Below are 22,867 nucleotides of genomic sequence, written 5' to 3' on the forward strand. Positions count from 1 at the left end.
CGACAGAGCCATGCGCGTGAACGCAGACTTCGACCGACGCACGCTTGTCCGTTTCGATGAGAACCACTGGGTCGCATCTCCCATTCCGGGTGTCGAGCGCAAGATGCTCGATCGCATCGGTGGCGAGGTGGCCCGTGCCACGACCATCGTCCGGTTCGCTCCCGGCAGCGCGTTCTCGGCGCATACGCATGACGGCGGCGAGGAATATCTGGTGCTCGACGGCACCTTCCAGGACGAGGACGGCGACTTTCCCGCCGGTTCCTATGTCCGCAACCCGCCAACCTCGTCGCATACCCCAGCCGCACAGGACGGCACCACGATCCTCGTGAAACTGCACCAGTTCGACCCTGCAGACCGTGCTCACGTCCAGGTCGACAGTCGCGCGGCGGACTGGGAACCGACGGCGGACGGTGTGGAGACGCTGCCGCTGCACACGGACGTCCGGGAAGAGGTCTTCATGGAGCGTTGGGCGCCCGGCACGACGCGCACACTGGACGCTTCGGGCGGGCTCGAGGCCTTCGTCATCGCGGGGACGCTGACCGAAGGCGAAGACATGCTCGGGCATTGGGACTGGCTGCGGCTTCCGGTCGGGTCGACCTTCAGGGGGACCGCCGGGGCAGAAGGAGCAGAGGTCTGGATAAAGACCGGTCACCTGCGCCACGTCGCCCGATGACCAAGACGGAAGCCGCGATCGCCGGCCTGTACCGAATCCTGAAACCGAAGCGGCCGCCTGGGGATGAAAACCTGGGGGTGATGGAGACGCCGACACGCCTCACGACGGATCGCCGCATGCCGCTGCCGTGGCCCCTTCACCTTGCCATCAGGAACTCCGCCACCGCCTGGTAGGCCGGCAGGGACGTCGGGTCGATGAACCCGTTCTGCGCGCGCGGGTACGAGGCAAGGCGTACCAGCACCATCTGGGCCACGGGATCGATATAGATCGTCTGCCCGTGGACCCCGCGCGCGGCGAACGCGCCGTGATCGTTGTGGAACACCCACCACTGGCTGGTGTAGCTGCCGTTCGGAATGGTCGGGAAGCCCTTGAACTTGGACGGGTCGCCGCCCGCCCGGATCTTCTGCACGACGGCCGCCGGAAACAGCCGCTCGCCGTTGATAGCCCCTTCGTTCAGCATCAGGAGACCGAGCCGGCCCAGGTCGCGCAGGCCCGCCGTCATCCCGCCGCCCGCGAAGGGAACGCCCTTGGCGTCCACGGTCTGATAGGCGTCCTGCTCGGCACCCATCGGGCGCCAGAGCCGCTCGGATGCAAGGTCGGTCACCGCCTTGCCGCTCACACGGCTGATGACCCAGCCCAGCATGTCGGAGTTGATCGTCTTGTAGTGGAAGGCGTCGCCGTGATTGCCCTCGGGCTTCACCTGCTGGAGATACTCCCAATAGCCGTCCGGGCCCCGATAGCCCTCGGGCTTGGGAAGCGGGCTCGCCGCCCGCGAATAGAGCCAGATGTCGGCGTTCGGATCGGAATAATTCTCCGAATACCGAACGCCCGTTGTCATGTCCATGACCTGCCGGACCGTCGCGGTGGCGAAGGCGCTGTCGCCGATTTCGGGGACGATGTCGCGCACGAGGAGGGTGTCGTCGAGCACGCCCTCGGCGACCAGGATCTCGCCCAGAAGGCCGGTGATCGACTTGGTCATCGACATGATGGCATGTTTGCCGCCCTCTTCGAGACAGCCGAAGTAGCGCTCGTAAACGACCTCGCCCTTATGGATGATGAGCATACCGTCGGTGTAATTGGCGTAGAGCGATGCCTCCCACGTCATCTCTTCGGTCCCGTTCGTGGGCATGAAGGTGAGTGCGTCGATACGGGCGCGAAGATCGGCAAATTCTGCATGTGTCGGATAGTCGAGCGGCACCGGCGCGCCGAGTCCCCGGCCGATCTCCTCGGTGGGCAGGAACTCACGCAAGTGACAGACCGACCAGCGCAGTTTCGGGAAGCTGAAATAATTGGAATCCGGCTGGGTGATCAGCTTGTCGGGCGGCGGCGGGAAGCCCTGCATCCAGCCCATGACACGCGGGTCGGACTCCTGCGCGGACAATGGCGCCGTTTGCGCAGCCGCGCCGGCGGTCGAGCAGAACGCCAGCGCGATCCCGAGGCCAAGGGCGGCGGCACCGGAGTTTGCAGGCGGCATTGGTCGGTCCTCCGGCCAGGTTCGCATCGTTTCTTGCAATCGCGCTTTTGATGGTGGCGCAAGAGGCGGGAGAAACGCAAACCGCTAACGGATCCCCGAGGGCATGGGTGCCCCGGGCCGCTCAGAGGACAGCCCTGATCCAGAGGCTCGAGAGCAGGTCGGCGACCTGTTCCGGCGGGCCCGCATGCGCGACGAGGGCGGGATCGTTGCGGACGTAGAGGTTGGCAAGGAACTCGTCGACCATGCCGCCCATGGCGTAGACGGTCATGATCTGCTCCGGCGTGGCGCCGCCCTTCGTGCCCTGCCGCCGCGCGATGGCCTCGGCCGTGCGCAGGTTCCATGTGCCGTTGAGCGAGCGGTAGATCTCCTCAAACTGGGCCGATTCCTCGGTCATCTGCATGAGGCAGCGCAGCAGGCCGCGGTTGAGATGGAACTGGCGGACATAGACGAGCGTGGTGGCATGAACTGCCGCCGGCAGGTCCGGATGTCCGCGCCCCGCCAAGCGCATCAGTTCGAACACGTGATGGGCGAACCTGGACAAGGTGGCGGTGGCGACGTCCATCTTGTCCTTGAAATAGAGGTAGAAGGTGCCTTGCGAGACGCCGGCGTGACTGCAGATGTCGACGATGCGAAGATTGTGAAAGAAGGTCTCCTGCAGCAGGCCGGCGGTGGCCGCCATCAGGCGCAGGCGCGTGCGCTCGCCCTTGCGCAGGCCCGGCTCGTCCGCCGCCGCGCTGAGAATGTCGCTGAAAGGGGCCTCGTCCTGCATGCGCAAATACGCCTCTGACGGTACACGGGGATGAACTGCTGCCACCGTCTTAGCCTTCAACAACGTGGCGACGCCAGCCTCGGCGGAGGATCCGCCTCTTCCGGCGTCGCGCGCTTTGCGAGTCCCGTCATGCCGGTGCGGCGATCTCCGGAATCCGGTCGATCCAGGGTGCGGCACGTTCGATCTGTCCGGCGAGCTGGAACAGGATGTCCTCGCCCCCGAAGCGCGCCGCGAACTGTACGCCGACGGGAAGGCCGTCCTGAGTCCAGTGAAGCGGCATCGTCATCGCGGGCTGGCCGGTGGCGTTGTAGAGCGGCGTGTAACCGCAGAAGTTCCAGACGGTGTCCGGATAGCCCTTCCCGACGGAGTAATCGAACGCGCTGCGCGGCAGCGGCGGCTTCGTCAGCGTCGGCGACAGGACGATGTCGTATTTTTCGTGGAACTGGGCCATGCGCCGTCCCGCCGCGTGCATCGTCCGCGAGGCAAGGTAGAAGTCGGCGCCGCTCGCCTCGCGCCCTGCCTCGAGGAACGACCAGATCGCGGGCAGGAAGTCTTCCTCGCTGACCGGCTTGCCCTTCATCCGCGCCTTGACCTGGACGTTGGCGTACATGCCGACACCCAGGATGATCGTCGTGGCCCAGCCGATCCCGTCCTTCTGGGCGTCGAGACCGTGGTCGGCCTCCTCGACCGTGTGGCCCAGCGATTCGCAAAGGCGCGCGGCCTGCTCCGTCGCGGCGATGCATTCCGGATCCACGTCGGTCGGGAACGGGGAGCGCAGGCACAGTGCTATGCGCAAGGGACGCGGATCGCGTCCCACGAGGGCGAGATAGCTGTCGGGCGCAGGGGGCGCCCAGTACGGGTCGCCATAGTCGGGCATGCAGCTGGCATCGAGGATCGCCGCGCTGTCGCGCACGGTGAGCGTGCAGGCGTGCTGCGTGCTCATGCCGATCAGTTCCTCGCCGACATCGGGCGCGTAGGTGACGCGGTTCTTCGAGGTCTTCAGCCCAAAGAGCCCGCAGCAGGACGCCGGGATCCGGGTCGATCCGGCACCGTCGCTGGCATGGGCCGCGGGAACGATGCGCGAGGCGACGGCGGCCGCGGAGCCGCCGCTCGACCCTCCCGCGGTGTGGTCCAGCGACCAGGGGTTCATCGTGGCCCCGAACATCGTGTTGTAGGTGTCCGCCGCCAGCCCCATCTCCGGCACGTTCGTCTTTCCGAACATGACCAGGCCTGCGTCCCTGTAGCGTGAGGTGACGGTGCTGTCGAAATCGGGCACGCCCGCCATGAAGGCATTTCCGGCCGTGCTGCGCACGCCCTTGTAGGAGGCGCGCAGATCCTTGAGCAGGAAGGGCACGCCAGCCAGCGGACCCGTGCCGACGCCGGCGTCGATCTGCGCGCGCGCCTTGTCCTCGAACATCGTGATGACGGCGTTGATTTGCGGATTGAGACGTTCGAGACGGCGCAGCGCCACGTCGAGGAGTTCGCCCGGCGTCGTTTCCTTTCTGCGCACGAGGTCCGCAAGGCCCAGCGCGTCGTGCCGGATGTAGTCTCTCTCCTGGATCATCCCCGAAGTCTCCCTGATGTCGTGGCATTCGCCATTGCGGCTTCCGGCGGCTTCGGTCTGCGCGGCCCGGTGTGCCCTGGCTCCGGGAGCCTGCAGCCCGCGTGCTGCCGCGCGTCAAGAGTGTTGCCAAAAACCGAAACTGATGTCAGGTTTATCATTAGAGCGGCGCTGACGGCAAGTCGGAACAAGGCGCGCAATTCCCAGAACACGAACAGGGAAGGGGAGTGGGAGATGAAGAGAGTTCTAGCAGCGGCAATGATCATGCTGGGCAGTGCGACGGCCGCCACGGCGAGCGAGCCCATCAAGATCACGGTCATCCAGGACGCGACGGGGAGCGCGGTGCTGGAGGCCTATGCCACCCAGGTCTACCGGGGCTTCGACCTCGGCATTCAATGGGCGACCGACGGAACGGGCGAGGTTCTCGGCCGCAAGATCGAGGTGATCCGCAAGGACACGACGGTGAAGCCCGACCGCGCCCGCTCGCTTCTGGCCGAAGCCTATGAGGACGGATCCGTCCTCGCCGTCGGCTCCACCTCGTCGGGTATCACGAAGGCGATGCTTCCGGTCGCTGCCGACTACGAGAAGATCCTTCTCGTCGCGCCGGCCGTTGCCGACTCCATCACCGGCGCGGACTGGAACCGCTTCATCTTCAAGTCGTCCCGCAACAACTCCTTCGACATGCAGGCCCAGGCCGTGGCGATGAAGCTCGACGAGAACACCTCGATCGGCATCATCGGCGAGGATTACGCCTTCGTGCGCGACGGGGCGGCGGCCCTCAAGGAGGCCGTGAAGAAATACGGCGCGAAGGTCGTCGCCGAGGAGTTCGTCGAGGTGAACGCGGCCGACCTCACCCCGGCGCTCGAGCGTCTGGGGCAAGCCATGCAGCCGCTGCCGGGGCGCAAGCTGCTGTTCGCCTATTTCGGGTTCCTGCCGAACTACATGGGCAAGATCACCAACTGGGGCCCTGACCGCTACGGGCTTGAGCTGACGTCGATCGTCCTCACGCTGCCGCAGCTCGAGTCCTTCAAGGTCGCCCCCGGCATGGAAGGCGGTGCGTTCTATTACTACGAGCTGGAAAACAACCCGGTGAACGACTGGCTGGTCGCCGAACACCAGAAGCAGTTCGGGTCGCCTCCGGATTTCTTCACGGTCGAGGGCTTCGCCGCCGCGTCGGCCATCGTCACGGGGCTGAAGAAGGCACAGTCGACGGAGACCGAGGATCTGATCGCCGCGATGGAGGGCATGGAGTTCGCCTCCCCGCGCGGCACCATGCGGTTCCGTCCGGAAGACCATCAGGCGATGATGCCGATGTATCACGCAAGGCTTGAAAACCGGGACGGCGTCGCCTGGGCCGTGCCGACCCTGGTGCGCAAGATCGAGCCTGAGGAGTTCGACATTCCGATCCGTAACACGCGCTGAGCCCTTTGTCCGCGGCAGGGAGGCGACCCTCTCCCTGCCGCGGTCCCTCGCACGCCTGCGCACCGGCCCTGCGGGTCGTCCGTGTGCGCCGTTCTCGTCACGCGACCGGGAAGCTCGTCCATGCACACCGAGGCTGCTCCAGGCACCGGCCACTCAGTCATCGAGACCGTCGGCCTCTCCGTTCGCTTCGGGGGCCATCTGGCGGTCAGCGACGTGACGTGCGCCTTCAACGCGGGCACGCTGACCGCCATCGTCGGACCGAACGGGGCTGGAAAGACCACCTATTTCAACCTGATCTCCGGACAGGTGCGCGCGACATCGGGAACCGTCCACCTGCACCGCGAAGACATCACCCGCATGACCGTGGCGCAGCGGACGAAGCGCGGCATCGGGCGCGCCTTCCAGTTGACCAACCTGTTCCCGCGGCTGAGTGCGCGGGAGAACATCCGTCTCGCGGTGCAGGCCCGCGCCCGCACGGGAGACGATTTTCTGGCGCTCTGGAGCAGCCACGTCGAACTGATCGACAAGGCCGAGCACTTCCTCGAGATCGCGGGCCTCGGCCACCATGCGGCGACACCTGCCTCCGCGCTCAGCCACGGGGACCAGCGAAAACTCGAGGTGGCGCTTCTCATGGCGATGGAGCCCGACGTCTACATGTTCGACGAGCCCACCGCGGGCATGAGCGTCGACGAGGTGCCGATCATCCTCGATCTCATCCGGCGGGTGAAGGCGCAAGGGGACAAGACGGTCCTCCTGGTCGAGCACAAGATGGACGTCATCCGCTCGCTCGCCGACCGCATCGTCGTGCTGCACAACGGCTGCGTGGTCAGCGACGGCGAACCGGCGGAGGTCATGGCCTCGGACGTGGTGCGCGAGGCCTATCTCGGCCGGGCTGCCGCGGCGCGGGAGGGCGTGCGATGACCGGGCCCATCCTCCGCCTCGACAAGGTCCACACGCACATCGGCCAGTACCACATCCTGCAGGGCGTCACCTTCGACGTGCCCGAGGGCGCGTTCACGGTGATCGTCGGGCGAAATGGCGCGGGCAAGACGACGACCCTGAGGACGATCCTCGGCCTGTGGAAGGCGAGCGCCGGCTCGATCCGGTTCCGCGACGCGGAGATCTCGCGTCTCGACACCTCCGAGATCTCGCGCGCGGGGATCGCCTATGTGCCCGAGAGCATGGGCATCTTCGGCGACCTGACGGTCCGCGAGAACATGCTGCTGGCGGCGCGCACGGGGCGTTTCGACAAGGACCGCCTCGACTGGGTGCTGGGCCTGTTCCCGCCGCTGCGGAAATTCTGGGGACTGGCGGCCGGCAACCTGTCGGGCGGCCAGAAGCAGATGCTCTCGATCGCACGCGCGATCATCGAGCCGCGCGAGCTTCTTCTGGTCGACGAGCCCACGAAAGGGATCGCGCCGGCCATCATCGAGGACATGATCGACGCCTTCCTCGAACTGAAGCGGATGAACACGACCGTCGTTCTGGTCGAGCAGAACTTCGGTTTCGCATCCGCCCTGGGCGACACGGTGGTCGTCATGGACGACGGCCGTGCCGTGCATCGCGGCGCGATGTCCGATCTCGCTGCCGACCAGGACCTGCAACAGAAATATCTGGGACTTTCGCTCCATGACTGACACGAACCTGCCCGGGACGGAGGGAAGGGCCGGCCTGCTGGCCGGGGTCGACTGGGCGCCCCTGGCGGTCGTCGCGGCGGCTGCCGTTCTCGCGCTCGCCCTCATCGGCTCGCCCAGCGTCTGGCTGACGCTGACGGTCGCGGGGCTCGCCATGGGCATGATGATCTTCATCGTGGCGTCGGGGCTGACGCTCGTCTTCGGCCTGATGGACGTGCTCAACTTCGGTCATGGCGCCTTCGTGACGGTCGGGGCCTACCTGGCGTTCACGATCCTCGCGGTCACGACCGACCTCGTGATGGCGGACAGCCTGGCGCAGAACCTCGCCGCGCTGCTGATGGCGGTTTGCGTGGCGGCCGCGGGCGCGGCGGCCCTGGGCTTCCTGTTCGAGCGGATCATCGTGCGCCGGGTCTATGGCGACCACCTGAAGCAGATCCTCATCACGATGGGCGGCATGATCATCGTCGAGCAGGTGGTGATGATGATCTGGGGTCCGCAGGAGCAACTGGTCCAGCTTCCCGAGACATTGCGCGGTGCGGTTCCGCTGGGCGATGCCATCGTCGAGAAATACCGCCTGCTCGTAGTCGTCTTCGGGGCCGTCCTCTTTGTGTTGATGCACCTGTCGCTGACCCATACGCGCCTCGGTCTGCTGATCCGTGCCGGCGTCGAGGATCCGGAGATGATCCAGGCGCTCGGCTACCGTATCCGCCGTCTGTTCGTGGGGCTGTTCGTTGCCGGTTCGGCGCTGGCGGGGTTCGGTGGCGTGATGTGGGTGCTCTACCGGGGCACGCTCACGGCCGACATCGGCGGCGAACTGATGATCCTCGCCTTCATCGTCGTGATCATGGGGGGGCTGGGCTCGATCAGCGGCTGTTTCATAAGCGCGATCCTCGTGGCGATGGTTGCGAACTATGTCGCCTATCTCGTGCCGGAGGTCGCCATGACCTCCACCATCGTGCTGCTGGTCGCGGTCATCTCGTGGCGTCCGCGCGGCCTTTTCCCGCTGACCCGGCGATAGGAGGAGGCGGATGCTTGACGCGCTGCTTTCGAGGGACTTTCCGCGCAGCCGCCTCGTCACGGCCATGCTGCTCGTGCTCGTGGCCGCAATGCTGTCGGCGCCGCTGGCGGTGGGCGGGCTGCCGATCATGAACGTGTTCGTGAAGATCGCGATCTACGCGGTGCTGGTGGCCTCGTTCGACCTGCTGCTCGGTTACACCGGCATGATCTCGTTCGCGCACACCATGTATTACGGGATCGGTGCCTATGGCGTGGCCATCGCGCTGCGCAGCATGGGCGCCGGGTGGGATGCGATCGCGCTGGGTTTCGTCGTAGCCGCGGTGCTGTGCCTCGTCGTGGCCGCGGCTGTCGGTCTCTTCAGCATGCGGACCAGAACGATCTTCTTCGCGATGATCACGTTGGCCGTTGCCAATTCCTTCGCGGTGCTGGTGAACCAGTTCTACACCGTGACCGGAGGCCACGACGGCCTGATCTTCCAGATCCCCAAGATGCTGAAGCCGGCGTTCGTGATCCTCCCGCGCAGCGTGCTGGGCGTCCCGGTCAACGGTACGGTCCTGACCTATTATGCGATCGTCGTGATGTGCGGCCTGCTGTTCGTCCTGATGCTCCGCCTGGTGAATTCCCCGTTCGGCAGGGTGCTCCAGGCGATCCGGGAAAACGAGTTCCGCGCCGAGGCGCTGGGCTACAATGTGCTTCGCCACCGTGTGGTCATCAGCTGCATCGCCGCGGTGATCGCCTGCATGGCGGGGGCGATGAACGCGATCTGGCTTCGCTTCGTCGGGCCGGAGGTCACGTTCGACCTCCAGGTGATGCTCGACGTGCTGCTGGTCGTGGTCATCGGGGGCATGGGAACGCTTTATGGCGCCGTGGTCGGTGCCGGCCTGTTCGTCATGGCCGAGACCTATCTGCAAGGCGCCATCGCCTCGGCCGCGCCCTGGGTGGAGGGCATCCCCGTCCTCTCGGTCGTCGTGCATCCCGACCGATGGATCTTCTGGCTGGGTGTCCTCTTTGTGCTGAGCGTCTATTACTTCCCGGAGGGGATCGTCGGGCGCTTGCGCAACAGCGCCGTCAATCGGCGAAAGCAGCCCGCGTCGCATCATTGAGGTCCGTGCCGGGAGGGTTGCAGTCTGCGTCCGCCCGCCCGGCATGTGTAGCGCGCTGCGGTTCTGCGCTCCCGTCAGGGCGAAGGCCATCCAAGGCAACGCGGATGCCGCCTGCTGCGACCCATGCGTGCCGGGGGCGGGCGGCCTCGGCGTTGCGCCCGGTGCATCGTCCTTCCCAACAACTGCGAGAGATGTGATGGTGCCGCCGGAATGGCCGGGCGGCGCCTTGCAAGCGAAGTGAGTGGCACCCCGTGCCAGGGTTCGGGCATCGCCTGCGGGCCGGCAGCCTGCACTCGCGGAGCGGGCAATTTGGAGCGTGGATGATGTTCGAGACCCTGGCCGCCGCGCTCAACTGGTTCGGGATCGTCGTCTTTGCGGTGACCGGGGCGCTGGTCGCATCCCGCAAGCAGATGGATATCGTCGGCTTCGTCCTGCTTGGTGTCGTCACAGGGATCGGCGGGGGGACGGTGCGCGACCTGCTGCTCGGCCGGGCGCCCGTGTTCTGGATCGGGCAGCCGGAGTATCTCGCCGTCTGCGCCGCGGTGGCGGCGGTTGTCTTCTTCACCGCGCATATCCCGGAATCGCGCTATCGCCTGCTGCTGTGGTTCGATGCGCTGGGGCTTGCGGTCTTCGCGGTCACGGGTGCCGAGACGGCCTTTCTGGCGGGGGCCGGCGTTGCCGGTGCGATCGCCATGGGAATGATCACGGCGACCTTCGGCGGGATCATCCGCGACATTCTCGGCGGTGAGAGCCCCGTGATCCTCAGCCGCGAGATCTATGTGACCGCCGCGCTGGTCGCGGCCTGTCTCTACGTGGCGCTGGCGGCGGCAGGCGTGGCGCGTGAGGTGGCGCTGTGCGCGGGGTTCGCCGCCGGTTTCGGCCTGCGGGGCGCTGCGCTCACCTGGAACTGGACCCTGCCACGCTACAGACCGCGTCCGGGGCGGTAGGGGGCGGCTGAAAGGCCGCAGCCGGCACCCATTGCGTTCAGGGCCCAAAAGGCCGAGCCTCCACGAAAGGCGCGCGCCACGAATCGCGCATCCGGGAGGCCCAGTCCGGCGCGCCCGGCGTACTGCATGGGCCACCCCAGCCGTTTCGGAAATCGCGAACGGCACCGGGAAAGGACAGGACAGCGATGGCGACCTCGGCCGAACGCATGCGGGCCTGGCAGGGTCCCGCCCTCCTGAGTTTCGGATTCAGACCCTTCTTCCTCGGTGCGGGGCTTTGGGCCGTGCTCGTCATGCTCGTGTGGCTCCCGATGCTGGGCGGCGACATGAGCATGCCGACCGCCTTCGACCCCGTGTCCTGGCATGCGCATGAATTCCTCTTCGGCTATCTCGGTGCGGCGGTGGCCGGCTTCCTTCTGACGGCCGTACCGAACTGGACAGGGCGGCTGCCGATTGTCGGCTGGCCGCTGGGTGCGCTCTTTGCCGTCTGGATCTGCGGACGTGTTGCCATCGCCACGTCGGAATGGTGGCCTTTCTGGCTCGTCGCCCTTGCGGAGCTTGCATTTCCGGTGCTGCTGGCGCTGGCTTTGGCGCGTGAAATCGCGGCCGGGAAGAACTGGCGAAACCTGACCGTGCTGGCGGCCCTTGGGGTCCTGACCCTGGGCAATGGCGTCTTTCTGTGGGAGGCCGCACGGGGCGATTACGCGGCGGGCGGGGCCGGCCTGCGCATCGGCCTTGCAGCGGCCCTGATGATGATCGCGCTGATCGGCGGCCGCATCGTTCCGTCCTTCACGCGCAACTGGCTTGCGCGCCGCGATGCTGGAAGGCTCCCGTCGCCGGTTGGCGCCTTCGACCGTGCGGTGCTGGCGGCTACGGGCGTGGCGCTCGCGGCCTGGGTGGCGGCGCCGGACGAGGCGGCGACCGGGATCGCCCTGATCGTTGCAGGCGTGCTGAATGTGGCGCGGCTCGCCCGCTGGTGCGGCCACCGGACGGGAGCGGAGCCCCTGCTGTGGGTTCTGCACGTGGGCTACGCCTTTCTGCCGCTGGGTGCGCTGGCCGTCGGTGCAGAAGTCTTGTGGCCCGGCCTGTTGGGCATGGCAGCGGCACAGCATCTCTGGATGGCCGGTGCCATCGGGGTGATGACGCTTGCCGTGATGACGCGGGCGACGCTCGGCCACACGGGCCGGTCGCTGACGGCGGGGCAGGGTACGACCATTCTGTTTGTGCTGATCGTCGCGGCGACGCTGCTGCGGATTGCGGCAGGTGCCGCGCCCGACCATGCTTCGCTGTTGCACATGCTGGCCGGCCTGGCGTGGCTTGGAGCGTTCGGCGGCTTCGTGCTGCTCTACGGGCCGTTGCTGCTGCGCCCGCGGGGTGGGCGCTGACACCATGGGCTGGAGCGGTTTCGTTCTGGCCTTTGCGGCCTTTTTCCTGACCCATGCAGTGCCCGTGCGCCCGCCGGTGCGGCCCTGGCTGGTCGCGCGTCTCGGGCCGAGGGGGTTTGCGCTCGCCTACGCGGCGCTTTCCCTCGCCGTGCTGGGCTGGCTGATCGTCGAGGCGGGACGGGCGCCCTATGTCGAACTCTGGGAACCCGCCGCGTGGCAGCGGCACCTGACGCTCGCCGCCATGCTGCCGGCCTGCCTTCTGCTGGCGGTGGCGGCGGGGCGGCCCAACCCGTTCTCCTTTGGTGGCCCGCGGGACGGCTTCGACCCTGCGCGCCCGGGCGTCGTGCGCTGGATGCGCCATCCCCTGCTTGTCGCGCTGGCGCTCTGGGCGGGGGCGCATGTCGTGCCCAACGGCGACCTGGCGCACGTGATCCTGTTCGGAGGCTTCGCGGCCTTCGCCCTGGCGGGCCACGGGCTTGTGAACCGGCGCCGGAGGCGGGAGCTTGGACACATCTGGGCGGACCTCGATGCGCAGGTGCGCGCCGGTTCCCTGTTCCCGCGCCCGCCCTCTTGGCCGCGCCTCGTGCTGAGGCTGGTTGCGGGTGTCGTGCTCTATACCGGGCTGATCGGCTTGCACCCTGTCGTGTTCGGCGTAAGCCCGCTGTCCTGACCGGAGCCCGCCCTGTGCCCGCGCGGCGGAAAGACGTCTTCCGTTTCCGCACCGGCGCGGCATATTCTTTCGCGCCACTTTCCGGCGGGCAGGTCCAGGGAGGAGAAGCGGCACCATGCGTCTGACGTTGCACAGCGACTATGCGTTGCGGACGCTGATGTATGTGGCGCTGGCGCCCGAGCGGCTGGTCAGCATCGCGGAGATCGCGGAGCGCTACGGCATTTCGCGCAATCATCTCATGCGGGTCGTCCAGGAACTGGCGCAGAAGGGCTTCCTTGAAACCCGGCCCGGCCGTGCAGGCGGCATGAAGCTGGCCGCCCGGCCCGAAACCATCCGCCTGGGCGCCGTCGTGCGGGATATGGAGCCCGACTTCGCACTGGTCGAGTGTTTCCATCCGAACGGGAATTGCCGGCTGGCGCCCGACTGCCAATTGGGTGGCGTTCTCGACGAGGCGCTGTCCGCTTTCCTCGCGGTGCTCGACCGGTACACGGTCGCCGACCTGATCGCGCCTGCAAACGCGCTGCGTGCCCGCCTCGGACTGGAGACGACGGCGCGGCAATAACCCGGGGGCGACCTGCGCATCCCCGATCGCGAGCGCCCCATAAGTGCAGAAAATCCTATCTCTTCTGGCCATTGACGCACATCAAGTTTGGTCGGCTTCAAACAATGTATCCAAAATACATTGTTTGAAGCCGAGGACAGGCGATGCGCATCTCACCCCGGACAGGCCGTTGGAAAAGGCTGACTGCCGCCGTCCTGACCGGCTTCCTCTTGCTGTTCGCGGCGATCCCCGCAAGGGCTGCGGAACTGCCCCGCTTCCTCAAGGAGCTTTCGCCCGGCGACCTGGTACCCGGCGCCACCGCCTTCGGCCCGTTGCGGGAGGAGGTGCCCGTCGCCCCCGTCCTCAAGGATGGCGCGACGGTCGGCTATGCCTATCTGACGTCCGATTTCGTTGGCACGACGGGCTATTCGGGCAAGCCGATCCATGTGGTGGCGGCCATGTCGCCCGATGCGGTGCTCACGGGCATCCGCCTCGTCGACCATGCAGAACCCATCGTGCTCGTCGGGATTCCGCAAGCGAAGATGACCCGCCTGGTCGAGGGGTACGCGGGCGTCGACCTTAAGGTCGAGGCCGCGGCAGGCGGATCCGCGCACGACCTCGACATCATCTCGGGCGCGACCGTCACCGTGATGGTGATCGACGATTCGATCATCCGGGCGGGTCTGAAGGTCGCGCGCGCCCTTGGCCTCGGGGGGCTTGCGCCGGAGGTGCGCAGCACCGGGCCCGCGCGTGCAATCGACCGGGAGATGAGAGCGGTCGAGGATTGGGGAACGCTCGCGGGCGACGGCACGATCCGGCGCCTCACGATCGACGTCGGGCAGGTCAACAGGGCCTTCGCCGAACAGGGCGACCCACGCGCCGCTGCCCGCCCGGAACGGGGCCCCGAAACGGACGCCTTCATCGACATGGCTGTCGCGCAGGTCAGCGTTCCCTCGGTCGGCCTCAGCCTTCTCGGGCAGCAGGAGTACGCCAATCTGGAAGCCTGGCTGCAGGAGGGCGAGCACGCCATCCTCGTGGCTGCGCGCGGGCGCTATTCCTTCAAGGGTTCGGGCTATGTGCGCGGCGGCATCTTCGACCGCATCCAGCTGATCCAGGGCGACCGGTCCGTCCGCTTCTTCGACAAGCAGCATCGCCGCCTGGGCGAGATCGCGGCGGATGGCGCGCCCGCCTTCACCGAGATCGATCTGTTCAGGATCCCCGCGGATGCCGGCTTCGATCCCACGCAGCCCTGGCGGCTTCAGCTTCTGGTGCAGCGTGCGGTGGGTCCGGTGGAGAAGACCTTCCTGACCTTTGATCTCGGCTACCGTCTGCCCGACCGCTACACGACACCGGTCGGCGCACCTGCTGCCTTCGACGCCGCGACGGGTGAGGCAGAGGCGAAGGCCGCGCTCTGGCAGCGCATATGGCGCGACCGGCAGGTGGAGATCGCGGGTCTCGCCGTCATGCTGACGGTGCTGACCGGGGCGTTCTTCTTCCAGATGCAGGCGACGCGGAACGAGCGGGCGTTCTTCTGGTTCCGCATGACGTTCCTGACCTTCACGCTGGTCTTCATCGGCTGGTACGCGAACGCGCAGCTGTCGGTCGTGAACCTGATGGCGCTGGCGGGCGCGCTGAAGTCGGGGTTTTCGTGGGATGCCTTCCTGCTCGACCCGCTCGTATTCATCCTGTGGTTCTCGGTAGCCGCCGCGCTGATCTTCTGGGGCCGCGGGGCCTATTGCGGCTGGCTGTGCCCGTTCGGCGCGCTGCAGGAGCTGACGAACCGCATCGCGCAAGCCCTGGGCGTGCCGCAACTCCGCCTGCCCTGGGGGCTGCACGAGCGCCTGTGGCCGCTGAAGTACATCATCTTCCTCGTGCTCTTCGGCGTGTCCCTCGCCTCGATCCCGCTGGCCGAAACGCTGGCCGAGGTCGAGCCCTTCAAGACCGCGATCGTGCTGAAGTTCGCGCGGGCGTGGCCGTTCGTCGCCTTCGTCGTGGTGCTGCTGCTGGCCGGCCTGTTCATCGAGCGGTTCTACTGCCGCTACCTCTGCCCGCTGGGTGCGGCGCTGGCGATCCCCGCGCGGATGCGGATGTTCGACTGGCTGAAGCGCTATCACGAGTGCGGCCACCCCTGCCAGACGTGCAGCAACGAGTGTCCCGTCCAGGCGATCCACCCCACCGGCGAGATCGCGCCCAACGAATGCATCAACTGCCTTCACTGCCAGGTGCTCTACCAGAGCAAGGCCAAGTGCCCGGTTGTCATCCGGCAGGTGAAACGCCGCGAGGCGCTCGCCAAGAGCGGTCTCGCGCCCACAGAAACACCAAAGGCAAAGGAGAAGAGCCATGCCTGACGACCTGAAACCCATCAAGATGTCGCGGCGCGCGATGCTCGGCGCATCGGCGAGCGGGGCGGTGCTCGCCGCCACCGGCGGCACCGTCTACCTGGCGGGCGGCGCCACGCCCGCACACGCGGCCGGCGTCAACCTCGCACCCGGCGAACTGGACGAGTATTACGGCTTCTGGTCCTCGGGCCAGACGGGCGAGTTGCGCATCCTCGGCGTGCCCTCCATGCGCGAGCTGATGCGCGTGCCGGTGTTCAACCGCTGCTCGGCGACGGGCTGGGGCCAGACCAACGAGAGCCTCAAGATCCTCACCGAGGGTCTGCTGCCGGAGACGAAGGCCTTCCTCGCCGCCCACGGCAAGAAGACCTACGACAACGGCGACCTGCACCATCCGCACATGTCGTTCACCGACGGCACCTATGACGGGCGCTATCTCTTCATGAACGACAAGGCAAACACGCGCGTGGCGCGCGTCCGCTGCGACGTGATGAAGTGCGACAGGATCATCGAGATCCCGAACGCGCACGACATCCACGGCATGCGGCCGCAGAAGTTCCCGCGCACGGGCTATGTCTTCGCCAATGGCGAGCACGAGGCCCCGCTCGTCAACGACGGGCAGATCCTCGACAGCCCCGAGGAGTATGTGAACATCTTCACGGCCATCGACGGCGACACCATGGAGATAGCCTGGCAGGTGATCGTCTCGGGCAACCTCGACAACACCGACTGCGACTACCAGGGCAAGTACGCGTTCTCGACCAGCTACAACTCCGAGATGGGCATGACGCTCGCGGAGATGACGGCAAACGAGATGGACCATGTCGTCGTCTTCAATCTCAAGGAGATCGAGGCGGGCGTCGCCGCCGGCGACTACCAGGTGCTGAACGGCGTGAAGGTGCTCGACGGGCGCAAGGGGCAGAACAAGAAGTACACCCGCTACATCCCGATCCCGAACAGTCCGCACGGCATCAACACGGCGCCCGACAAGCGCCATGTCGTCGTGAACGGCAAGCTGTCGCCGACCTGCTCCGTCATCGACGTGACGAAGCTCGACGCGCTGTTCGAGAGCGATGCCGAGCCGCGCTCGGCCATCGTGGCCGAACCGCAGCTGGGCCTCGGACCCCTTCACACCGCCTTCGATGGCAAGGGCAACGCGTTCACAACGCTCTTCCTCGACAGCCAGGTGGTGAAGTGGAACGTCGAGAAGGCGATCCGCGCCTATGCAGGCGAGAACGTCGATCCGATCATCTCCAAGGTCGACGTGCACTACCAGCCCGGCCACAACTCGACCTCCATGGGCGAGACGGCGGAAGCCGACGGCAAGTGGCTGATCTCGATGAACAAGTTCTCCAAGGACCGGTTCTTGAACGTCGGCCCGTTAAAGCCGGAGAACGAACAGCTCATCGACATCTCGGGCGACGAGATGAAGGTGGTCCACGATGGGCCGACCTTCGCGGAGCCGCACGACAGCATCATCGTGCACCGCTCCAAGGTGAACCCGCAGACCGTGTGGAAGCGGGACGACCCGACGTGGGAGGAGGCGCGCCAGCAGGCCGCCGCCGACGGCGTCGACCTGGACTGGGGCGCGGACGTGATCCGCGACGGCAACAAGGTGCGCGTCTACATGCACTCCGTCGCGCCAATGTTCAGCCTCGAGAAGTTCACGGTAAAGCAGGGCGACGAGGTCACGATCTACGTCACCAACCAGGACGACATCGATGACCTGACCCACGGCTTCTGCCTGTCGAACTTCGGCATCGCGATGGAGGTCGCGCCGCAGGCCACCGCCTCGGTCACCTTCATCGCCGAACGTCCGGGCGTGCACTGGTACTATTGCCAGTGGTTCTGCCACGCGCTCCACATGGAGATGCGCGGCCGGATGTTCGTCGAACCGCGGGCGACCTGACGATGCGGCGCCTCCTGCCCGTGCTGGCGCTCGTGCTCTCCGCCCCCGCTTGGGGCGGGGAGGTGCGGGTCCGTGCCGTGCCGGGGGCGCTCGTCGGCGCGGTTGCGGCGGCGGAGGCGGGCGACCGTCTCCGCCTCGCGCCGGGCACCCATGACGGGCCGGTCGTCATCGACCGCCCGCTCACGGTCGAGGGCGAAGGCGGGGCCCGCCCCCGCGTCGACGGGGGCGGCGAGGGCTCGGTCTTCCTCGTCACCGCGCCCGACGTGACGATCCGGGGACTGGAGATCGTCGGCTCCGGCTCCGGCCACGAGGAGATCGACAGCGGCGTGCGCCTGCTCGAGGGGGCCAAGCGCGCTCTCATCGAGGACAACCGCCTCCTCGGCAATCTCTATGGCGTGGACATCCACGGGGCGCAGGACGCCATTGTGCGCGCAAACGTCATCGAAGGACGCCGCGACCGGCGGATGAACGACCGCGGCAACGGGGTCTATGTCTGGAATGCGCCGGGTGCGGAAGTCGTGGGCAACGACATTCGCTGGGGGCGCGACGGCGTCTTCGTCAACACCTCGCGCGCCAACGTGTTCCGTGGCAACCGCTTCCGCGACCTGCGGTTCGCCGTCCACTACATGCACGCCAACGACAGCACGGTCGCGGACAATGTCAGCATCGGCAACGACCTTGGCTACGCGGTCATGTTCTCACGCGGCGTGACCATCGCGGGCAATGCCTCCATCGGCGACCGCGCGCACGGCATCATGCTGAACTACGCCAACGACAGCCGTGTCGAGGGCAACCTCGTGCAGGGTGGCGAGGACCGTTGCCTGTTCATCTACAACGCGCACAAGAACACCATCCTCGGCAACCGCTTCGAGGGCTGCGCCATCGGCGTGCACTTCACCGCCGGGTCGGAGCGCAACGAGATCGCCCGCAACGCCTTCATCGGCAACCGCACCCAGGTGAAATACGTCGGCTCCCGCTGGGTCGACTGGAGCGTCGATGGGGTGGGCAACCACTGGTCCGACCATGCGGGCTTCGACCTAGACGGCGACGGGATCGCGGATGCGCCCTACCGCCCGAACGACACCATGGACCGCATCCTGTGGACCCAGCCTGCCGCGCGCCTGCTGCTCGGCGCACCCGCCGTGCAGTTGGTCCGCTGGGCGCAGCGGGCGTTCCCCGCGCTGCTTCCGGGCGGCGTGATCGATCCCGCGCCGCTGATGGCGCCGCCGCCCCTTCCCGAACCCGCATGGGACATCGCGAAATGAGCCTGATCGTCGACAAGGCAACCCGCCGGTACGGCACCGTTGAGACGGTTTCGGCCGTCTCCCTGCGCGTGGGTGCTGGGGAGCGCGTGGCGCTGCTCGGCCACAACGGCGCGGGCAAGACGACGCTGATGAAGATGATCCTCGGCCTGAACCCGGTCGACGCGGGCCGGATCGAGGTGTTCGGCCATGCACCCGGAACCCGGGCGGGCCGGGCTGCCTGCGCCTATCTTCCCGAGAACGTCGCCTTCCACTCCTCGCTGACGGGGCGCGAGCAATTGCGGCTTTACGCCCGCCTGAAGGGGGAGGCCGCGCGCGCCGCCGACGGCCTGCTGGAGCGGGTCGGCCTCGCGGATGCCGCGAACCGGCGCATCGGCACCTATTCGAAGGGGATGCGGCAGCGGCTCGGCCTCGCCCAGGCAATGCTGGGGCGCCCGAAGCTCACCGTTCTGGACGAGCCGACCTCGGGCCTCGATCCCATCTCGCGGCGCGACTTCTACGCGCTGGTGGACGAACTGGCGGAGCGGGGGGCGGCGGTTCTCCTGTCCTCGCACGCGCTGACGGAACTGGAGGCGCGCACCGACCGCATCGCGATCCTGCGGGACGGGCATCTCGTCGCCGACGCCGCGCTCGACGCCCTGCGCGCGCAAGCCGGCCTGCCGATCCGCCTGACCGTGCGGGCCCGCGCCGATGCGGTGGAGGAAGTGGCGGGGCGCCTGGGCGGCACGCGGCTCAACGGGCGCTCGGTCGAGCTCGCCTGTGCGCCCGCCGAGAAGATGGACCGGATCGGGGACGCCGCCGCTCTCGGCGCGCTCGTCGACGACATCGACGTGGTGCCGCCGAGCCTCGAAGACCTCTACCGCCACTTCAGCCGGAGGGATGTGCCATGAGCGCCGTCCTTGCCATTGCCGCCGCCGAGCTGGCCATCGCGCGGCGCAATCTGTGGATTGCCATCGCCACGGCGCTCATGGTGCTGTTCTCTGCCGTGCTGACCTTCGCAGGCTCGGGGCCGACGGGGACGCTGGGCGTCGACCTGCTGACCGTGGCGGTCACCAGCCTGACGACGCTGTCGGTCTACATCGTGCCGCTGATCGCGCTGCTGCTCGCCTTCGATGCGGTTGCGGGCGAAGCGGAACGCGGCACGCTTGCGCTGATCCTCAGCTATCCGGTGCCGCGCGCGGCGATCCTCGGCGGCAAGTTCCTCGCGCACCTCCTCGTGCTGGCGGGCGCGCTCGCCACGGGCTACGCGGTCGCGGGCGGCATGGCGTGGACGCTCGACCGGGTGAGCGGGGAGAGCCTGGCCGCGCTCCTGCGACTCTTCTGGACCGCGTGCCTGCTCGGCGCGGCGTTCCTCGGCCTCGGCTACGCCGTGTCGGCGCGCGTGCGCAATCCGGGGGCGGCGGCGGGCCTCGCCATCGCGCTGTGGCTGGTGTTTGTGGTGCTCTACGACTTGGGCCTGCTGGGCGCGCTGGTCGCCGATGCGGGCGGAGCCTTCACGCAAACGGTCTTTCCCTGGCTGCTGATCGGCAATCCGGCGGACGCCTTCCGCCTCGCCAACCTGCCGCAGGGCGAGGTTGCTGCGCTTGCGTCGGGCGTTGCAGGGGCTTCGCGTGCGGTGTCGGGGGCAATGGCGCTCGCCTCGCTCGCCATCTGGCCGGCGGGCGCGCTGCTGCTTGCGTGGGCTGCCTTTCGGAGGGTGATGCCATGAGAGCGCTCTTCGCATTGCTTCTCCTGCTGCCCCTTGCCGCTTGCGACGATGCGGCGGTTGCCGTCGCGCCGCCGCCGCCGGCCGAACTCACAGCGGACGCGGCGGGATATTTCTGCCAGATGACCGTGCTCGACCACCCAGGCCCCAAGGGACAGGCGCATCTGCAGGGCCATGCCGCGCCGCTGTGGTTTCCGCAGGTCCGCGATCTCGTCGCCTTCGTCAAATCCGGAGAACGCTCGGCCGACGTCGCGGCGCTCTACGTCAACGACATGGCGCAGGCGGAGAGCTGGGAGCGCCCGGGCCCCGGCACCTGGATCGCGGCGGAGGATGCCTACTACGTCGTTGGGGCAGACATTGCGGGCGGCATGGGCGCGGGCGAGATCGTGCCCTTCGGCACGGCCGACGCGGCGCGTGCCTTCGCAGGGGAATTGGGCGGCGCAGTGCTGCGCCTTGCCGACATCCCGGCCGATGCAGCCCTGGGTGCCGTGACGCCGGTCGCGGACGGGAGGAACTGACATGATCGCACACCTTACACGCCGCCGCTTCCTGACCATCGCGGCCGCTGCGTGCGCGCTGCCATCGGCGGCCGCAGCGGCTGAAGTTGCCCCGGTGTACCGCTGGCGGGGCATCGCGCTAGGCGCGCCCGCGTCCATGACGCTTTCTGGCATCGAAGCGCTGGACGGCGCGCGGATCGCGGCGCGCGTGGAGGCGGAGGTCGTGCGCCTCGAAGCGATCTTCAGTCTTTACCGCCCGGCAAGCGCGCTGCTGCGGCTGAACGCCGAAGGGCGGCTCGAGGCGCCCCCTCCGGAATTGCTTGAGGTGTTCGGCCTTTGCGATGCGCTTTGGTACGCGACGGGCGGTGTGTTCGATCCGACCGTACAGCCGCTCTGGGCGCTGAAGGCCATGGCCGCACGTGAAGGCCGTGCGCCATCAGCGCACGAGCTCGCGGATGCCCGGCGCAGGATCGGCTGGCGCGATGTCGCCTGGGACGAGCGCGGCGTCGCCTTCGCCCGGCCCGGCATGGCGATGACGCTGAACGGCATCGCACAAGGGTTCGTCACGGACCGGATCGCGCGTTTGCTGCATGCCGAGGGTCTCTCCGGCGTACTGATCGACATGGGCGAGATCGCCGCCAGCGGGCATCGTCCCGACGGCAGCGCGTGGCGTGCCGGAATCGCGGACCCGCAAGGCCGGATCGTGCGGGAAGTTCGTCTCGGCGACCGCGCGCTGGCAACCTCGGCTCCGCTTGGCCCGCAGGACGGGCCGGGAGCGCACGTCTTCGACCCGCGCACCGGTGGTACCGCGTCTGCCTGGTCGCTTGTCTCCGTCTCGGCCTCCTCCGCCATGCTGGCCGACGGCCTGTCGACGGCCCTGTGCCTCGTGGAGGGCAAGGCGCAGGCATTTGGCGTGGCCGGAAGATTTCAGGATGCCCGGATCGAGGTGCTTGCGTCCGCCTCCTGACGGCCGGAGCGCGCGCGCCGGAAACTGCCAGGGGTCTCGCCCTGCCGGTTTGCGAAAGCCCGGACGAAGTGCGAGAGGTTCGAAAAGCCGGTGGCACCCGCGACATCGGCGAGCGGCAGGCCCGTGCCGGTCAGCAGCCGGGCGGCAAGGTCGAGGCGCAGCCGGCGATAGAACTCCATCGCGCTCATGCCAAGTTCGGCTGCGAAAAGCCGCTGAAGCTGGCGCTTCCCGATGCCCGAAAGCCGCGCGACCTGGTCGAGGCTCAGGGGATCGGCGAGATGGCTTTCCATCAGTTCGACCGCCGCCGCCAGGCACGGGTTCATCAGGCGGTAGCGGCTGCCCGCGGCTGCCCGCTGTGGATCGTCCGCCGGGCGGATGCGGGTCTGGATGAACCAGTCGCTGACCCGGCGGGCGAGCGCCGCCCCATGCTCGCCCGCGACGATGGCGTGCATCATGTCGAGCGGGGCGGTCCCGCCCGCGCAGGAATAGCGGTCGCGGTCGATGACGAACAGCCGCCGCTCCATCATGTGGTCGGCGGACCGGGCCTGCAGCGCCTCGTAATGCTCCCAGTGCACCGTGAACCGGCGGTTGGCGAGCAGGCCGGCTTCGGCAAGGATCGCCGCGCCCCCGGATATGCCGCCGAGCGGCACCCCGCGGGCGCCAAGCTGGCGCAGATAGGCGGTGAGACCCCGGTGACGGAACCCGACCGGATCGCCGCCCGCGACGACGAACACGAGGTCGAACCCGGTCCCCGCCTGCGCAATCGGCGTGGTGCGGAACAGCGCGCCGACGGACGCATGCGCCTCCTCCCCCTCCAGCGACAGGAAGCGGAGGTCGTAGAGCGCCCGCCCCGACAGCAGGTTTGCCGCCCGCAGCGGCTCGACCGCCGCCGCCGTCGACATCAGCGGGTACCCGTCGACCAGGATGAAGCCGAACCGGCGCGGTCTGGGCGTGTCGGAGCGCATGGCGCTATATGAACATGAAATGTCATTGAGGCA

Annotated in this window: 21 protein-coding genes; 17 read left to right on the forward strand and 4 right to left on the reverse strand. The window is 67.7% G+C overall.

What is annotated here, in order from left to right; translation table 11 throughout:
- The first annotated feature begins 10 nt into the window (after positions 1-10).
- Positions 11-673, forward strand: coding sequence for a cupin domain-containing protein (locus NJQ99_RS15515; RefSeq protein ID WP_269333784.1), 663 nt, complete (start codon positions 11-13; stop codon positions 671-673).
- Between the two features lie 136 nt (positions 674-809).
- Here the strand turns inward: NJQ99_RS15515 and NJQ99_RS15520 are convergent, their stop codons facing one another.
- The 3 genes from NJQ99_RS15520 to NJQ99_RS15530 form a co-directional block, all read right to left on the reverse strand.
- Complete coding sequence (locus NJQ99_RS15520) at positions 810-2,147, reverse strand: serine hydrolase domain-containing protein (RefSeq protein WP_269333785.1); 1,338 nt, start codon at positions 2,145-2,147, stop codon at positions 810-812.
- 121 nt (positions 2,148-2,268) lie between these two features.
- Positions 2,269-2,916, reverse strand: coding sequence for a TetR/AcrR family transcriptional regulator (locus NJQ99_RS15525; RefSeq protein ID WP_269333786.1), 648 nt, complete (start codon positions 2,914-2,916; stop codon positions 2,269-2,271).
- Positions 2,917-3,043: 127 nt separating this feature from the next.
- The gene (locus tag NJQ99_RS15530; RefSeq protein WP_269333787.1) at positions 3,044-4,480 is read right to left on the reverse strand and encodes an amidase; all 1,437 of its coding nucleotides are present in this window, start codon (positions 4,478-4,480) and stop codon (positions 3,044-3,046) included.
- Between the two features lie 231 nt (positions 4,481-4,711).
- Between NJQ99_RS15530 and NJQ99_RS15535 the strand changes: the two genes are divergently transcribed.
- From NJQ99_RS15535 to NJQ99_RS15610, 16 genes are all read left to right on the forward strand, one after another.
- Positions 4,712-5,899: a substrate-binding domain-containing protein gene (locus NJQ99_RS15535; RefSeq protein ID WP_269333788.1), complete on the forward strand. Its 1,188-nt coding sequence runs from the start codon at positions 4,712-4,714 to the stop codon at positions 5,897-5,899.
- A gap of 120 nt (positions 5,900-6,019) precedes the next feature.
- Entirely contained in the window at positions 6,020-6,820 is an 801-nt protein-coding gene (locus tag NJQ99_RS15540; protein WP_269333789.1) for an ABC transporter ATP-binding protein, read from the forward strand.
- Entirely contained in the window at positions 6,817-7,536 is a 720-nt protein-coding gene (locus NJQ99_RS15545; protein WP_269333790.1) for an ABC transporter ATP-binding protein, read from the forward strand. The genes NJQ99_RS15540 and NJQ99_RS15545 overlap by 4 nt, the downstream gene beginning before the upstream one ends.
- On the forward strand, positions 7,529-8,551 hold the full coding sequence (locus NJQ99_RS15550) for a branched-chain amino acid ABC transporter permease (RefSeq protein WP_269333791.1): 1,023 nt from the start codon (positions 7,529-7,531) through the stop codon (positions 8,549-8,551). Before NJQ99_RS15545 ends, NJQ99_RS15550 begins: the two co-directional genes overlap by 8 nt.
- Positions 8,552-8,561: 10 nt before the next feature.
- On the forward strand, positions 8,562-9,653 hold the full coding sequence (locus tag NJQ99_RS15555; RefSeq protein ID WP_269333792.1) for a branched-chain amino acid ABC transporter permease: 1,092 nt from the start codon (positions 8,562-8,564) through the stop codon (positions 9,651-9,653).
- Positions 9,654-9,976: 323 nt separating this feature from the next.
- Entirely contained in the window at positions 9,977-10,600 is a 624-nt protein-coding gene (locus tag NJQ99_RS15560) for a trimeric intracellular cation channel family protein (protein ID WP_269333931.1), read from the forward strand.
- Between the two features lie 185 nt (positions 10,601-10,785).
- A complete protein-coding gene (locus NJQ99_RS15565) occupies positions 10,786-11,982 on the forward strand; it encodes an NnrS family protein (protein ID WP_269333793.1) in 1,197 nt (398 codons plus the stop codon).
- A gap of 4 nt (positions 11,983-11,986) precedes the next feature.
- Entirely contained in the window at positions 11,987-12,652 is a 666-nt protein-coding gene (locus tag NJQ99_RS15570) for an NnrU family protein (RefSeq protein ID WP_269333794.1), read from the forward strand.
- A 115-nt stretch (positions 12,653-12,767) separates the two neighbouring features.
- On the forward strand, positions 12,768-13,214 hold the full coding sequence (locus NJQ99_RS15575; protein WP_269333795.1) for an RrF2 family transcriptional regulator: 447 nt from the start codon (positions 12,768-12,770) through the stop codon (positions 13,212-13,214).
- A 143-nt stretch (positions 13,215-13,357) separates the two neighbouring features.
- The gene (locus tag NJQ99_RS15580) at positions 13,358-15,541 is read left to right on the forward strand and encodes a NosR/NirI family protein (protein WP_269333796.1); all 2,184 of its coding nucleotides are present in this window, start codon (positions 13,358-13,360) and stop codon (positions 15,539-15,541) included.
- Positions 15,534-17,438, forward strand: coding sequence for a TAT-dependent nitrous-oxide reductase (gene nosZ, locus NJQ99_RS15585; RefSeq protein WP_269333797.1), 1,905 nt, complete (start codon positions 15,534-15,536; stop codon positions 17,436-17,438). The genes NJQ99_RS15580 and nosZ overlap by 8 nt, the downstream gene beginning before the upstream one ends.
- A gap of 2 nt (positions 17,439-17,440) precedes the next feature.
- A complete protein-coding gene (locus NJQ99_RS15590) occupies positions 17,441-18,703 on the forward strand; it encodes a nitrous oxide reductase family maturation protein NosD (protein WP_269333798.1) in 1,263 nt (420 codons plus the stop codon).
- On the forward strand, positions 18,685-19,590 hold the full coding sequence (locus NJQ99_RS15595; protein ID WP_269333799.1) for an ABC transporter ATP-binding protein: 906 nt from the start codon (positions 18,685-18,687) through the stop codon (positions 19,588-19,590). The genes NJQ99_RS15590 and NJQ99_RS15595 overlap by 19 nt, the downstream gene beginning before the upstream one ends.
- Positions 19,587-20,408 (forward strand): ABC transporter permease, encoded by an 822-nt coding sequence (locus tag NJQ99_RS15600; RefSeq protein ID WP_269333800.1) that lies wholly within the window; start codon positions 19,587-19,589, stop codon positions 20,406-20,408. Before NJQ99_RS15595 ends, NJQ99_RS15600 begins: the two co-directional genes overlap by 4 nt.
- Complete coding sequence (locus NJQ99_RS15605; RefSeq protein WP_269333801.1) at positions 20,405-20,923, forward strand: nitrous oxide reductase accessory protein NosL; 519 nt, start codon at positions 20,405-20,407, stop codon at positions 20,921-20,923. Before NJQ99_RS15600 ends, NJQ99_RS15605 begins: the two co-directional genes overlap by 4 nt.
- Position 20,924: 1 nt before the next feature.
- Positions 20,925-21,869 (forward strand): FAD:protein FMN transferase, encoded by a 945-nt coding sequence (locus NJQ99_RS15610; protein ID WP_269333802.1) that lies wholly within the window; start codon positions 20,925-20,927, stop codon positions 21,867-21,869.
- On the opposite strand, the gene NJQ99_RS15615 is transcribed toward NJQ99_RS15610, so the two are convergent.
- Positions 21,830-22,834: a GlxA family transcriptional regulator gene (locus NJQ99_RS15615; protein ID WP_269333803.1), complete on the reverse strand. Its 1,005-nt coding sequence runs from the start codon at positions 22,832-22,834 to the stop codon at positions 21,830-21,832. The genes NJQ99_RS15610 and NJQ99_RS15615 overlap by 40 nt on opposite strands.
- Between the last annotated feature and the right edge of the window lie 33 nt (positions 22,835-22,867).

Source organism: Futiania mangrovi, from assembly GCF_024158125.1.
GTDB lineage: Bacteria > Pseudomonadota > Alphaproteobacteria > Futianiales > Futianiaceae > Futiania > Futiania mangrovi.